The following is a 15,337-nucleotide window of genomic DNA, read 5'->3' on the forward strand; positions in this document are numbered from 1 at the left end:
GACCGGAGCCCAGTGAATCAATTCCGAGACTTCAAATGGAAGAACCCATAGTAATGACGCAGAGCACCAACGATCGGCTGGACAATTTTGTGGATTCTGTAAACGCCCGCCCCATTTCAGGCGTCGTCCTGCCGAGAGGCTATCACTGTGCGGTGACGTGGGGGGTGCCGATAGAGTACGGCGGAATGACGAATTCTCTGCTTCACCGGTCCCGGGCGTTTATACATGAGGCCGGGGTCGACGTGGATGTACTGACCTTCGAATGGTCGGACGACTACGACGAGATCCGTTGCGAGCTTGAAGCCGCTGGTGAGTTGATACCGGGACTTATCCTACGAAACCTCTGGGAAGAACTGGGCCAACTCAACCAAACCCAGCTGGAATCGGCGAAACCGGGCAAGAACGTAAAAGGGGAGTTCTCGGCCATCGGTGAGGCGGAGGAATGTACGGATGAAGTCAGCGGGGGACTCCTTCGCCGGCGGGTCCGGTATGCGTCCGACCAGAAAACCGTATTGCAGGTGGACTATTTCCGGTCGGACGGTTCTCTCATAGTCGCTGATAGGCGAGATGTGCAAGCCAAGGGAGCAGAGGGCGGCCGACTGGTCACCTTGTGCGGTTTGGACGGCCGACCGGTGTCGTCCTGGAACCAGGTTTGGTCGCTTTACCATTTTTGGCTTGACCTCGTCGTCGCGGGCCGCCAGTCTTTTATGATTGTTGATAGCAAATCTACAGCCAACTTCATGACCCGTTACCGGCGGGACAACGTTGTCACAATGCATGTCGTGCACAACTCGCACTTGGCCAGCGGCGCTGTTCCACCGCATGGGAAGTTGAGTCCAAGCCGACAGTACGCATTCGAACGTTTGAGTTCCTTCGATGCAGTGGTCTTCCTGACTGGCAGCCAGAAAAAAGATGTGGATCTACTCTTCGACAATCCGCGGAACGCCTGCGTTGTTCCGAACAGCAGATTCCTCCCTCCGGTGACCAGACCAGAGCACGGCCACGCCCCGGAACTAGGGGTAATTCTGGGCGGTCTGACAAATCGGAAGCGCCTTGATCATGCCGTTTCTGCACTAGGACTGGCACGGGACTCAGGCGGGATGGAATTCGACCTGAGGATCTACGGTAAAGGTCCCGAAGAGGCTTCTCTGCGCGGGCTCATCGCAGATCAGGACTTGGGGAAATCCGTGGCGTTGTCGGGATACTCCGCGTCGGCCCCGCAGGAATTTGAGAGCGCTTCCTTTACCTTGCTGACCAGCAAGCTGGCGGTCCAGGGGCTGGTTCTGATCGAGGCAATGAGCGTTGGCTGCATTCCCATCGCCTACGACGTTCCGTACGGCCCCGCCGACATTATCGACGACGGCGTAAACGGCTTTCTGGTGGAAGCCGGGGATATTTCTGCCATGGCGGAACTCATCGTCAGGCTGCGGACAATGGAACCTTCCGCTGTCGAAGAGTTGCGGCTCCAGGCTGTAGCCAAGGCGAGCACCTTTAGCGATGCCGCCGTGGTGGATCGCTGGGGGGCGGAGATGCGTGCCGCAGCCGATCGCAAGTTGAGTGCCGCACTCGATCGCAAGTTGAACGGGCTCCTCGAGGGCCAGAAGGTCTGATTCTGGAAGTGTCCCTGCAGGGGCATTGCAAAGTCCGATGAGGTTTCGAGCGATTTTTGGGTTGCGTCCGGCGGTGCGCAGGGCTTTGGCGACGTTAGTGGCTCGGGTGATTCGGTAGAGGTTGATGGCGAGGTTGCGGACGCTTGTCATGACGTGGGCGCTGTGGCCGGTGCGGATTTGTGAGGCGTCATCGCCGAAGGTGGTCCAGGGCCGCCTGCAATGCAGCCACATCGGTGCTCTCGATTCCCAAGCCCGCACCGGCCCGGCATGCGGTCTCGGAATGGCTCTCAAGGACGTTTTGCGAGGGAAGATAGCACTCGGAGAACTCCTGTCATCCAGCGTTGTCGTAAACACCGGATTGACAGGAGTTCTCCTTGATTAAAAGCGGCCACGCCGGACGATCCGGAACCTGGTCAGAGCCACCTGACTTTGAAATGGCCCGCTACAATTGACTCCTCAGCGTTATCGCGGTTGAGGATAAGCGAACGGGGAATACGTTGCTATCTTTCCAGCAGAGAAATCCTGACCGCAGCGAATCCAAGAAGCCGAGTGCTGCCACCATCGCTTCGGTCATCTTGTTTGCCGTCGGAGCGTCCGTGCTCGGTGTTGCACCGTCAAACGCGGCAAGCACGACAACCGTCAAGGTCGCTTCTTACAACGTTGACTCGGCGTGGCGCGAGGTGTCTCAGCCCGAAATACCTCATTGGGATTCACGCGTTGTCGGCGTCAAGAATGGCATCAGCACGGTAAAGCCTGATGTGATCGGCATTCAGGAAGCGTCGAACATCGCGATTGGTTTGCGCCACTACACGCAGGCATCAGATATTCAGCAGATGACGGGTTACGCCATGTACCAGCCTGCTGACGGCGCAACGGTACCAATTCCGATCATGTGGCGCGCGGGGTTGTTCGATAAGACCGCTTCCAGCTACAAGGTTTTCGAGTTCAAGCCCCATTCGAACTATGGTCGCGCGATGACATGGGTCAAGCTGAAGTCCAAGGCGACAGGCAAACAGTTCTTCGTCTTCAACACCCACTTTGAGGTCGGCACTGACGAGCAGGCTGCCCGCAATTCCGAAGCAACGATGCTCGCCGCCGAGATCAAGCGGGTCAACCCCAGCGGGTTGCCAGCCTTTGTGACTGGAGACTTCAACGCCCCTGCGAGCATCTCTGCCCCGCAGACAACCCAGCTCAACGCTATCGGCTACACGGACAGTTACGGGATCGCTGCTGCAAGGTTGCACCCTGAGTACGACACCTACAACGGATACAGGATTCCGACGGTCGGTGACTCCCGCATTGATCAGATATACGTCGGTGCCGCCAACAACATCGCGGTCAAGTACTGGGAGAACTGGACGCCATATGGCAATCAGATCGTCGGTGGACGCCCGCCGTCCGACCACAACCTGATCTACACCGCCGCCACGTTCCAGTAGCGGCACAGCGCTAAGAGAGGCTCCGCGCGACACACCCGCTACCCCTCGATCGTCAATATCGCTGGTCGTTCTTCAGGTCCCCGGCTCTGCGGGAGCGGGCGGTGCTCATCGACACCGAGCCGGCGGAGGGGACGCCTGTCCACGTCCACAGCGGAGGTTCCGACGAGGAATCGCATCGCGATCGTACACGAAGACCACCTCGCCACGTCCGCCGCGAAGTGGTCTTCGTCCTGCAGCAGAAGTGTTAACTCGGCAACAATCCGTTCTGCGCCCGTTCCGATCAGTGCCACGGGCCCGTCTTCGGCTGCTTCGGGCCGCCCAGTTTTCTCCTGGTCGGCGTGCGCTTCTTTGGCAGGACGGCTAACGATCCGCCGCAACTTGTCGATAGTGGCTTCTAGGAACAGACCCGTGTAGGGCATGGAAGACGTGACTGCGGTAGAGACGTGAAGTGGTCTGGCCCTGGGCTGGTCTCCAAGACTCGCTGGTCATTGGATTGTCACTGGAAATGAGGTCCCACATGCGCACCTGCACAGCCCTCCGAACTCGCCTGTTTACTGCGACGATAGCCATAGCGTCGGTGGTCTCGATGTCGGTGATCGTTGCGCCGAACGCCGGAGCAGCGGCAGGAGCGTCGACCTCATCCCTGAAGTCGACGGCAGATTCTTACCTGGCAACCGTCATCGCTTCCACCCAGTCGGCGCTGGCGGCCCCGACAGGCTTGAAAGCGGTCGGCCGGACTGGGGACTCGGTGTCGTTGTCGTGGGGTGCTGTTGCAGGCACCGCTGAGTACCGGGTGATGGTGTCGCCAAACGCGGACATGAGCGGTGCTTCGTATTGGCGGTTTCCGTCCACTTCGGGAACGGTGAAGTTGCTGAAGCCGGAGACGAACTACTACTTCAAGGTGCGTTCGCTGGACGCGGACGGCGCCTCGCTGACGGCCTATTCTGCTGCGGTTTCGGCTGCGACCGGTGTTGCGGCGCCGGCTCCGCCTGCGGGTTTGAAGACGGTCGGTCAGACGGGGGACTCTGTGTCCTTGTCATGGGGCGCTGTTGCGGGTACTGCTGAGTATCGGGTGATGGTGTCTGCGAACGCGGACATGAGTGGTGCCTCGTATTGGCGGTTCCCGTCCACTTCGGGGACGGTGAAGTTGCTGAAGCCTGACACGATGTACTACTTCAAGATTCGGTCGTTGAAGTCTGACGGCTCGTCATTGACGGCTTACTCAGCGGCAGTCTCCGCGAGAACGGGCACCGCCACCCCCGCGGCGCCAACGGGCCTCCGGATGTCCTTTCAAACGCCCACAGCTCTAGGCCTGGCCTGGGAAGTGTCCCCTTCCGCGGAACGCTACCGTATTGCTCTCAGTCCCAACGCCGATATGAGCAAGGCTGTGTACTACAGGTTCACGGATCCGACAGCGGACATCAGGGGCCTTACTCCCGGGACCGCCTACTATGCCCAGGTGCGTTCCATTACGGCGGACGGGGCGAACATCAGTGCTTACAGTCCGATCGTGCGGATCCAGACTACGGCAGCCCCGGTCCTTGGCCCCGTAGTGAACCCACTGTCAGTGGCCAGTTTCAACATTCACTGCGCCAACTGCGAAGACCAGATGGAAACCGAGGTTCCCTGGGTGGACCGGCGCGATGCGGTGGTCAGGACCATAGTGTCCAAGCGCCCCGATATCATCGGTATCCAGGAAGCGTCGCAGGGGTGGCTAGTCGATTCCCCTGCCGGCGGTTTGTCCCAGTTCGAAGACCTGCGCAACCGCCTCAGCGACGCCGGTGCCCCCTATAAGTTGACGAATGAAATGCGCAACAACTGCGTTGATCCGCACACGCCGACCGATTGTGTTCCCAAGGAACAGGGCGCAACCAAGGGAACCCGAATTTTCTACAACCCTAATGCAGTGCGAATCATCCGCTCCGGGTCTAAGCTGTTGCCCTCGCTTGCTCCGGAAAAAAACCAGCGGTACCTCGCCTGGGCAGAGGTCGAGCAGATCTCCACCGGGAAGCATTTCTTCTTCGGGGACACCCACCTCGAAGTGGACAAGGCTGAGGGATACAACGAGCTGAGGCGCCAACAGGCTCAGACGATCGTCAACGTCATCAAGGCCGAGAATACGACGAAGCTGCCGGTCCTCATGGTGGGGGACCTGAACTCCAGCAAGTGGCTAGACCCGTCCAACGCGGCCTACGACGTCTTCATAGCGGCAGGCCTCGTCGATCCGCTCGGCAATACCTACGGCAGCACCCTGCCCAGCGGTTACGCCACAGCGGAGAAAGCCACCAACCGGCACATCAACAGCTGGAACGGATTTGAACGGTTGGCCCGGGCAAGCGCGCCCGGAACCAACGGCACATACATCGACTACATCTTTACGTCCAAGATGCGTGTGCCGACCTGGGAAACCGTCGCCAGCGTGGACAGCACCGGCAATTATGTTGGGCAGATCCCCTCTGATCACAACATGGTCTATGCCACCGTGGGTCTTCCGTAACGTCTGGGGCTCGCCGCCGAAAGACGCTGACGACTTCGGGTCGGCGAGCCCTGTATCCGGGCACGGGGTGGCGCGGGCTGGACATCAGCGCGTGGAGGCCCTTGCAAGGCCGCCGGATGGCTTAGGGTTATTCGGGGGCGGCATCGCAGGCGGAGCCGGTCTCCGCTGCCGTAAGCGGGCGCACAGGACTGACTCCTGCGCCGGCCCTAACTTTTCCCATTACTAAGGAGCACCAAGATCATGCCGCAGGGCCACCACACCGAAGCCGTTTCGTCCGAGGAAGTGCCCGCGGTTTCGGTCGTAGTCCCGATCTTCAACGCCATGCCGTACCTCCGTGAATTGCTCGACTCCCTCGCAGCCCAGGATCTGGACGCCACTGAGTTCGAAGTCTTCCTGGTGGACGATGGCTCCACCGACGGTGGCTCGGACTATATGGATGAGTTCGCATCACGCCACGCAAACGTGACAGTGGTGCACCAGGAGAATCATGGCTGGCCGGGCCAGCCTCGAAACCTTGGCATCGCAAGCACCAACGGGAGATACTTGTTTTTCGCGGATGCTGACGACGTGCTCGCGCCGCAGGCGTTGAGGGAGCTGGTGGCCTTCGCGGACACCCATGGTTCCGACGTCGTCATTCCGTCCATGGCAGGAACCCACGGGCGAATCGTTCCGCCATGGCTCTACGTCAAAACGGACATCGACGTGGCCTTGCCGAAGGCGTTCAAGACACTCGCCCCGCAAAAGCTTTACCGGCGCTCATTGCTGGCTGACAACGACATCCTCTTTCCGGAAGAGAAAGTACGCCTCGAGGACGGCATCTTTAACGCCGAGGCCTACTTGGCTGCCAAGCGGATCTCTGTCTTGGGCGGCGAAACACTCTACTTCCTGCGTAACCGAGACGATGGCCAAAACATTAGCTCGAGCGGGTTCGAGCCTGCCGGTTACACGGGCTCCGTAGCCAGCATCTGCGCCGTCGTCGTTGCTGCCGGTCTTGACCCGGATGTTACGGCGGACGTCCTTGCTGGGCTGTACCGCAGGAAATGCCTAAAAATTTACGCTCCCGGCCGGTTTGAGCGCTATTCTCCAAAGCGACGCCGGGCCTGGCTCGACGCGCACGGGGAATTCATTGACCGATTCATCCCGGTAAGTGTCGAAAACCTCCTTCCCGAGCCGTACCGCAGCCGCTCTGCACTGGCCAGGAGAAAAGATGTAAACGCGTTGCTGGACCTCGGCCGTAATGAGGGCCGTCCGCGCCTGACAGCGGCTTTCTGGGGCGGGCGGTACGTGGAGGACGGCGCCCTGGAGCTTTTCTTCGAAGCATCGGTGGTCGGCCGTTTCGAAATGCCCGACCTCGTGTGCGAAATACGTCCCAGAGACGGGAACGGCCTGATCGCAGTTCCGGTCCAGCGTGACCGGCGGATCGAGACTGTCTATTCCAAAGCGGGTCTTTTCCGCGCATTGTTGACTCCGGAAGCTCTGAATGCAATGCGAGCCGGCACCCATGACTTCTTCCTGACGACGTACATTAACAAGAAATACGTCACGGCCCGGGTCCGCCGTCCCGAGTCCAGCGGACTGCCGATCACCGATAGCAGAATGCATTTTTACGGAACCGTGCAGGGAAACCTCAGCCTCTCGATATCGAATTAGTACTTCTTCAGCGTGTCGCGGGGATCCTATTGGATGCCAGGGTGTATTTAATGCAAGAATTCGACGGTCCCGAGCCAACAATTTCTTCTCCTAGCGATCCGCGAGGTTACTCTTGGCAATTTTTCCCACTCCGTCCCCCTTAAGCTCGGCCCGGCGTTGGCATATTTTGCCAGTGGCCCTGATGGCTCTGCTTCTCGCCGTGCCGCTGCCCGCTGCCACGGCTGCACCCGGGATAAAGCCCGCGGTGACTTACGCCACTCCGAGCGGACTAACGTCCTCTGCCCAGGCCACGACGTCGTTGACGTTCAAGTGGAATGCGGTTAGCGGAGCTCCGAAATACCGGATCCAGCTCTCGCCCAACGCTGATATGTCCGGTGCCACCTTTTACAGGTTCTCGTCCACCTCGGGCGAAATCAGGGACCTGAAGCCGGCGACTAAGTACTATGCCAAGGTCCGTGTCATCACGCTCGATGGTGCAAACCTCAGTCCGTATTCCTCGGCTGTCTCGGCAAAAACGCTCGCTGCGCCGGCTCTGCCCGCCATTTCAAATCCGCTGTCGGTGGCAAGCTACAACGTCAAGTGCGACAACTGCTTCGACGGGTTGGCGAATGAGCTGACCTGGTCGGGTCGTCGGGATGCCGTGGTCTCCACCATTGTCTCCAAGGTTCCAGACGTCGTCGGTATTCAGGAAGCCTCTCAGGGCTGGCTAAAGAACGAGACTCGGCCCGGCGGACTGACCCAGTTCGAGGACCTCCAGGAGAGGTTGTTTAACCGGGGGATCAATTACCAGTTGGCCAACGCAAAACGCAATAACTGCGTCAACGACGTCACGCCGACTAACTGCGTTTACTCGGATCGGGGTGCGTCCCAAGGAACCAAAATTCTCTATAACAAGGGCACCGTCGAGCTCGTGAGTCAGGGGTCTGTGGCGCTTCCAAAGGTCAGCTCGACCGACAACACACGGTACCTCGCCTGGTCAATCCTGCGCCAACGGTCCACCGGCAAGTCTTTCTTCTTCGGCGACACCCAGCTGGACTCAAGTAAAGCAAGCGCGTACTACCTACTGAGGCAGTCGCAGACCTCAGCCATCGCGTCAGCAATTTCACGTATCAACACCGGCAAGTTGCCCGTGCTCATGGTGGGCGATTTCAATTCGCACAAGTGGACGGAACCGTCGAACGCTCCCTACGACGTGATGGTTTCAGCCGGATATGTTGATCCGCTGGGCAACACTTACAAAAACGACGCCCCGTCGGCAGCGGCAACCGCTGAACAGCGGATTCGGGCCAATTACGACAGCTTCAACGGGTTCGAGCGCAAGGCCCGCGCGCGCAACACGACAGGCAACGGGACCTACTTGGATTACATCTTCACTTCCAAGATGAGGGTGGCGAAATGGGAGACTGTGATCAACATCGATGCCGCCGGTAACTTCGTCGGAACTATACCTTCTGACCACAACATGGTCAGTGCGGTCGTTCAGTTACCTTAAGATCCTGGGGTGGAGCGAGGGCGCCTGCACAGCCATTGGCTGAGGCAGGCGCCCTTTTGCATTACAACCCCTGACGAGAGCACCGGCCAATGACTTGCACGGTCTTTCGCTTCGCGGCGGGAGCTTGGGCTTGACTATCCTGAGGCTTGTTTCCAGAGGCCAATTTGACCTGCTGGCACGTTTCCTGGAAAAGAATGCACTGGTATGTCAACGCCAACCGAAACTAGGGCCATTTCTGCAGGGCCACGGGTTGCTGTGCCTGGAGCTGGGTTTTTGCGGCTCTTGGTGGTTCGTGGGGAAATGGATTCCCGGATGAGTGTCATGCCGCCGTCCGGACGGCACTTCTCATGAGGATAACCGATTTGTAGTTGGCGGCGTTGCGGTAGCCGCGGGCGGTGCGTTTGATATTTTTGATGGTCGTGTTGTTGGCCTCCACCTTGCCCGTTGTTGCGCCGGTGACGATGAGGACTTCGATCTCCGGCCACCATTTGCACACGGTGCGGTAGAGCCTGTTGGTTTCGGGTCTGGCGGCTGCTTCGACGAGGACCTTCAGTTCTTCCCTGGCCGCTTCCGCGCCAGCCAGCGTCCCGGTGCGCAGCAGTGCCCGCATCTGTTCCTTGACCTTCCACACTGCCTGGAGGGTGCCGGTCGGATCGTCCGCGGCGAAGACCTCCGTCAGGCGGTGCCCTGCCTTTTCCGTGAGTGTGTCACCAGGGCTCAGGACATGAGCGCCGGGTCGCTGGGTACGTTCCTTGGTTTTCCGGTGTTTTCGTGGCTCCAGGCCTGTTAATCTCCCACCATTTGCGATAAAATACGTGAAAGAACATTTGTCGCTGTTGAAGGGTGGGATGATGGGCGTGATGACTGCCCAGCTGCCCCTTCCGGTCCCGATGATTGCCGGTGCAGCGCACGTGGGCCTCGCCGTTTCCCTGGTTGAAGACGGTGACGGCGGCCGGGTCTTCATTCACGGCGAACTCGCCTACGTCTGGGATGCCCCTGACACGGTGACGCGCCGGTTCACGGCCGTGAAACTGGCTGACATCAAGGCCGCTTCCGTGGCCGAGATCGCCGGGGCGTTCGGGGTTGAGCCGGTGACGCTGTGGCGGTGGCGCCAACTCCTGGCAGCCGAGGGCGTCGCGGGTTTGGCGCCGGAGAGAATGGGTCCGAAAGGGCCCAGCCGGCTGACCGGGACGGTCATGGCCGAGATCGTCGCATTGCGGGCCACGGGCCTGTCCCTGCGCGCTGTGGGTGCCGCCGTGGGTGTCTCCGAATTCAGCGTCCGCCGGGCCCTGGTACTGAAAGCCGGCGACGGAAACGAACCAGGGACACCGGAACCGACAAACACCGTGGGCACCACCTCCGCCACGGTGACCCAGCCGGTCCTGCCGGTCCTGCCGGCACCGGTGGACCGGTCCGGGGAGCGCGCCGCCGCCCGAGCCGGCCTGCTGGAGTGCGCGGCCCCGGCCTTTGCCCCGGCAGCCAGGGTGCCGTTGGCCGGGTTGTTCCTGGCCCTGCCGGCCCTGGAAGCCACCGGGTTGCTGGCCTGTTCACGGGCAACCTTCGGGGCGTTGCCGGACGGGTTCTACGGCCTGGACTCCCTTCTGCTGGATGCTGTTTTCCGGGCCCTGGCCGGTGAACCCCGGGCCGAGGGCGCCACCCGCTTCGACCCGGAAGCGCTGGGACGGGTGCTCGGGCTGGACCGGGCACCCGAAGTAAAAACGATCCGCCGCAAACTCACCCACCTGGCCGGGACCGGGAAAGCCGATGAGCTCATCACGGCCATGGCCATCAAACACCTCGGCACCGGCAGCGCCAACGGCGGCAGCGGTGAGGATGGTTTGGCGGCGGTGCTTTATGTTGACGGGCATGTGCGCGCCTACCAGGGCACGAAGAAGATCGGCAAGGTCCACTCAACGAGGTTGAAGTTCCCTGTCCCGGCCACGGAAGAGACCTGGGTCTCCGATGCGGCCGGCGCTCCCGTGTTCGTGGTCCTGGCGGAACCCGGTGCCGCCCTGACCGGGGAACTGCGCCGCCTCCTGCCGTCCCTGCGGACGATCATCGGGGATGAGCGGCGGGTGCTGGTGGGCTTTGACCGGGGAGGCTGGTCCCCGGCCCTCTTCAAACACATGTCCGAGGCCGGCTTTGACGTGCTGACCTGGCGCAAAGGCGCCACCACCGACATTGACCAACGCCTTTTCACCACGGCCGCCCACACGGACGGGCACGGGGAGGCACGGTCCTGGACCGCCGCCGACACGCACGTGGACCTGCCCCTGGGTGCGACCGGTGAGGTCTTCCGGATGCGGCAGATCAGCCGGATCGTGCCCACCCGCGGCGGAGGCACCCGCCAGATCCACATCCTCACCACCACCGAGGGCTTGCCGGCCGGGGAAGTCATTTACCGGATGGGGTCCCGGTGGCGGCAGGAGAACTACTTCCGGTACGCGCGCATGCATTTCGCCCTTGATTCCCACGACGCCTACGCCAGCACCGATGACGATGCGGAGAGGTCGGTGCCGAACCCGGCGAAGAAGAAGGCCTACCAGCAGGTGCTGGCCGCCCGGGCCCGCCATGGCCAGGCGAAGGCCGAGGCGGACGCGGCACTGCTGGCAGCCCGCACCCCCCTGCCAGGTTCCAACGAGGTGACGGTCACCAGTGCCGCCCACAACGCGGCCACCGCGCCGCTCTGGGACGCTGAAACAGCCTTGGAGGCGGCGGAAGCCGCGCACCAGGGGAGCCCTGCCCGGGTGCGGCTGGGCGATCTTGCCCCGGGCCAGCAGGTCCTGGACACCCAGGTCAAACTGCTCTCCCACGCGATACGGATGGCCGCGTTCAACACCGCCACCACCCTCGCCAGGGAAGTGCGGACAAACACCTGCTACGCCCGCGCCGCAGAGGAAGCCCACACCCTGGCCCGGCAGGCCCTCACCGGCAGCGGCGACATCGACACCACCCAGCCCGGCCACCTGACAATCCGCCTTGACCCGTTCCCAACCCAGCGGGCCACGACCGCGATCGCCGAGCTCTGCGAACACCTCACCAGCACGCAAACCCGCTACCCCGGCACCGACCTCGTCCTGCGCTACGAGATCAAAAACAAGAAACCATCACTCACCGATTAAATCGCCATGTCAGGAGCCCTGGTCACCGGCCCCAGGGCTCAGGACATGAGCGCCGGGTCGCTGGGTACGTTCCTTGGTTTTCCGGTGTTTTCGTGGCTCCAGGCCTGTTAATCTCCCACCATTTGCGATAAAATACGTGAAAGAACATTTGTCGCTGTTGAAGGGTGGGATGATGGGCGTGATGACTGCCCAGCTGCCCCTTCCGGTCCCGATGATTGCCGGTGCAGCGCACGTGGGCCTCGCCGTTTCCCTGGTTGAAGACGGTGACGGCGGCCGGGTCTTCATTCACGGCGAACTCGCCTACGTCTGGGATGCCCCTGACACGGTGACGCGCCGGTTCACGGCCGTGAAACTGGCTGACATCAAGGCCGCTTCCGTGGCCGAGATCGCCGGGGCGTTCGGGGTTGAGCCGGTGACGCTGTGGCGGTGGCGCCAACTCCTGGCAGCCGAGGGCGTCGCGGGTTTGGCGCCGGAGAGAATGGGTCCGAAAGGGCCCAGCCGGCTGACCGGGACGGTCATGGCCGAGATCGTCGCATTGCGGGCCACGGGCCTGTCCCTGCGCGCTGTGGGTGCCGCCGTGGGTGTCTCCGAATTCAGCGTCCGCCGGGCCCTGGTACTGAAAGCCGGCGACGGAAACGAACCAGGGACACCGGAACCGACAAACACCGTGGGCACCACCTCCGCCACGGTGACCCAGCCGGTCCTGCCGGTCCTGCCGGCACCGGTGGACCGGTCCGGGGAGCGCGCCGCCGCCCGAGCCGGCCTGCTGGAGTGCGCGGCCCCGGCCTTTGCCCCGGCAGCCAGGGTGCCGTTGGCCGGGTTGTTCCTGGCCCTGCCGGCCCTGGAAGCCACCGGGTTGCTGGCCTGTTCACGGGCAACCTTCGGGGCGTTGCCGGACGGGTTCTACGGCCTGGACTCCCTTCTGCTGGATGCTGTTTTCCGGGCCCTGGCCGGTGAACCCCGGGCCGAGGGCGCCACCCGCTTCGACCCGGAAGCGCTGGGACGGGTGCTCGGGCTGGACCGGGCACCCGAAGTAAAAACGATCCGCCGCAAACTCACCCACCTGGCCGGGACCGGGAAAGCCGATGAGCTCATCACGGCCATGGCCATCAAACACCTCGGCACCGGCAGCGCCAACGGCGGCAGCGGTGAGGATGGTTTGGCGGCGGTGCTTTATGTTGACGGGCATGTGCGCGCCTACCAGGGCACGAAGAAGATCGGCAAGGTCCACTCAACGAGGTTGAAGTTCCCTGTCCCGGCCACGGAAGAGACCTGGGTCTCCGATGCGGCCGGCGCTCCCGTGTTCGTGGTCCTGGCGGAACCCGGTGCCGCCCTGACCGGGGAACTGCGCCGCCTCCTGCCGTCCCTGCGGACGATCATCGGGGATGAGCGGCGGGTGCTGGTGGGCTTTGACCGGGGAGGCTGGTCCCCGGCCCTCTTCAAACACATGTCCGAGGCCGGCTTTGACGTGCTGACCTGGCGCAAAGGCGCCACCACCGACATTGACCAACGCCTTTTCACCACGGCCGCCCACACGGACGGGCACGGGGAGGCACGGTCCTGGACCGCCGCCGACACGCACGTGGACCTGCCCCTAGGTGCGACCGGTGAGGTCTTCCGGATGCGGCAGATCAGCCGGATCGTGCCCACCCGCGGCGGAGGCACCCGCCAGATCCACATCCTCACCACCACCGAGGGCTTGCCGGCCGGGGAAGTCATTTACCGGATGGGGTCCCGGTGGCGGCAGGAGAACTACTTCCGGTACGCGCGCATGCATTTCGCCCTTGATTCCCACGACGCCTACGCCAGCACCGATGACGATGCGGAGAGGTCGGTGCCGAACCCGGCGAAGAAGAAGGCCTACCAGCAGGTGCTGGCCGCCCGGGCCCGCCATGGCCAGGCGAAGGCCGAGGCGGACGCGGCACTGCTGGCAGCCCGCACCCCCCTGCCAGGTTCCAACGAGGTGACGGTCACCAGTGCCGCCCACAACGCGGCCACCGCGCCGCTCTGGGACGCTGAAACAGCCTTGGAGGCGGCGGAAGCCGCGCACCAGGGGAGCCCTGCCCGGGTGCGGCTGGGCGATCTTGCCCCGGGCCAGCAGGTCCTGGACACCCAGGTCAAACTGCTCTCCCACGCGATACGGATGGCCGCGTTCAACACCGCCACCACCCTCGCCAGGGAAGTGCGGACAAACACCTGCTACGCCCGCGCCGCAGAGGAAGCCCACACCCTGGCCCGGCAGGCCCTCACCGGCAGCGGCGACATCGACACCACCCAGCCCGGCCACCTGACAATCCGCCTTGACCCGTTCCCAACCCAGCGGGCCACGACCGCGATCGCCGAGCTCTGCGAACACCTCACCAGCACGCAAACCCGCTACCCCGGCACCGACCTCGTCCTGCGCTACGAGATCAAAAACAAGAAACCATCACTCACCGATTAAATCGCCATGTCAGGAGCCCTGGGCCCGCAGGAGCAGCATCCGGTGCGCCCAGGCCTTGTCCACGGCCCGGCCGCGGCGGCCCTTGACCTGCTGGGAGAGGTTCTGCCGGGCCTCGAAACACACCTGGTTGGCCAGAGAGACCAGATGGATACTCACGACGGCCACAGCCGTGCGGGGCAGCCACATCCTCAACGCCTTCCGGAACGCCGCGGAAGGGTCGATCGCGACGACCTGCACGGCCAGCCGCCAGGCCAGCGGGCGGGCGAACAGCCAGTCGCCGACGCCCTTGTGGTCCCGGCCATCGACCACGCCCAGCACCTGGCCGGTATCCAGGTCCACGATGGTCGTCATCCAGGGCTCGAACCTCGTCCAGGTCTTCGACTCCGGGTCCTGGAAGTAGCGCACCGACCGGAACCGGTGCTCATCGATGCCCAGCATCCGGGGACTGAGCTCATCCACATCCGGCAGCCGCAGCAGGCAGGCTTCGTTCAGGGCGGCACGGACCATCCACCAGGACACCGCGAACGCGGCGGCAGTCTCGGACACGGCCCGCCCGGAACGGATGACCGCGTCCACGAGGTGGTCCCGGAGCCTGCCCGTGGAGCGGGCACGGGCCGGGACCTGGGCGGTGGATTCGAAGAACGAGAGCCTGTCACAGGCCGGCTCCTCGCAGTACCAACGGTACTTGGACCAGAAGACATCCACGGGACCGGCGACAGGGATGTCACGGATCCGCTGGAACCGGCGTTCCTTCCGCCGTGACGCGACCACGCCGCAGCTGGGGCAGCCCGGTGGCTGCTCGCTTTCGACGATGACCCGGCGCCGGCCATCATCCGTCAGGGTGGTGGAGATCACGCGGTAATCGGGCAGGTTGAAAAGGGTGGTGGCAGCGTCGGCTGCCGCCCCGGTAGGCTCGTTCAAGGCTCGTGGTCCTGTTCCAGGTTGAATGCTTAGACACACTCATCCCAGCAGGGCCACGGGCCCTTTTTTCAGCTACGACACGGAATCATTTCCCCACCAACCACGAAGAGCCGTTTTTGCTTTGATCCGAGGGCGGAAGCTGCTTCCGGTGCCGTTCAGAACT

At 62.7% G+C, this 15,337-nt stretch carries 9 protein-coding genes; 7 read left to right on the forward strand and 2 right to left on the reverse strand.

The window, feature by feature from the left end:
- Nucleotides 1–53 precede the first annotated feature (53 nt).
- The 5 genes from ACQCSY_RS17655 (at nt 54) to ACQCSY_RS17675 (ending at nt 8,688) form a co-directional block, all read left to right on the forward strand.
- The gene (locus tag ACQCSY_RS17655; protein WP_427130791.1) at nt 54–1,610 is read left to right on the forward strand and encodes a glycosyltransferase; all 1,557 of its coding nucleotides are present in this window, start codon (nt 54–56) and stop codon (nt 1,608–1,610) included.
- A 497-nt stretch (nt 1,611–2,107) separates the two neighbouring features.
- The gene (locus ACQCSY_RS17660) at nt 2,108–3,049 is read left to right on the forward strand and encodes an endonuclease/exonuclease/phosphatase family protein (RefSeq protein WP_427130793.1); all 942 of its coding nucleotides are present in this window, start codon (nt 2,108–2,110) and stop codon (nt 3,047–3,049) included.
- A gap of 517 nt (nt 3,050–3,566) precedes the next feature.
- On the forward strand, nt 3,567–5,546 hold the full coding sequence (locus tag ACQCSY_RS17665; RefSeq protein ID WP_427130795.1) for a fibronectin type III domain-containing protein: 1,980 nt from the start codon (nt 3,567–3,569) through the stop codon (nt 5,544–5,546).
- Between the two features lie 240 nt (nt 5,547–5,786).
- Nucleotides 5,787–7,196, forward strand: a complete 1,410-nt coding sequence (locus tag ACQCSY_RS17670) for a glycosyltransferase family 2 protein (RefSeq protein ID WP_427130796.1) — start codon at nt 5,787–5,789, stop codon at nt 7,194–7,196.
- Between the two features lie 181 nt (nt 7,197–7,377).
- Complete coding sequence (locus ACQCSY_RS17675) at nt 7,378–8,688, forward strand: endonuclease/exonuclease/phosphatase family protein (protein WP_427135911.1); 1,311 nt, start codon at nt 7,378–7,380, stop codon at nt 8,686–8,688.
- A gap of 319 nt (nt 8,689–9,007) precedes the next feature.
- Here ACQCSY_RS17675 and ACQCSY_RS17680 read toward each other — a convergent pair whose 3' ends face one another.
- Nucleotides 9,008–9,583 carry a transposase gene (locus tag ACQCSY_RS17680; RefSeq protein ID WP_427135913.1) on the reverse strand — a complete coding sequence of 192 codons (576 nt, stop codon included), beginning with the start codon at nt 9,581–9,583 and terminating at the stop codon, nt 9,008–9,010.
- Between ACQCSY_RS17680 and ACQCSY_RS17685 the strand changes: the two genes are divergently transcribed.
- Both ACQCSY_RS17685 and ACQCSY_RS17690 read left to right on the forward strand, forming a co-directional pair.
- The gene (locus ACQCSY_RS17685) at nt 9,504–11,810 is read left to right on the forward strand and encodes a putative transposase (RefSeq protein WP_427130798.1); all 2,307 of its coding nucleotides are present in this window, start codon (nt 9,504–9,506) and stop codon (nt 11,808–11,810) included. The two genes, ACQCSY_RS17680 and ACQCSY_RS17685, sit on opposite strands and share 80 nt — an antisense overlap.
- Nucleotides 11,811–11,946: 136 nt before the next feature.
- Nucleotides 11,947–14,253, forward strand: a complete 2,307-nt coding sequence (locus ACQCSY_RS17690; RefSeq protein ID WP_427130798.1) for a putative transposase — start codon at nt 11,947–11,949, stop codon at nt 14,251–14,253.
- A gap of 9 nt (nt 14,254–14,262) precedes the next feature.
- Here the strand turns inward: ACQCSY_RS17690 and ACQCSY_RS17695 are convergent, their stop codons facing one another.
- The gene (locus tag ACQCSY_RS17695; protein ID WP_427130800.1) at nt 14,263–15,174 is read right to left on the reverse strand and encodes a transposase; all 912 of its coding nucleotides are present in this window, start codon (nt 15,172–15,174) and stop codon (nt 14,263–14,265) included.
- Between the last annotated feature and the right edge of the window lie 163 nt (nt 15,175–15,337).

The organism is Pseudarthrobacter sp. S9, assembly GCF_050156545.1.
Taxonomy (GTDB): domain Bacteria; phylum Actinomycetota; class Actinomycetes; order Actinomycetales; family Micrococcaceae; genus Arthrobacter.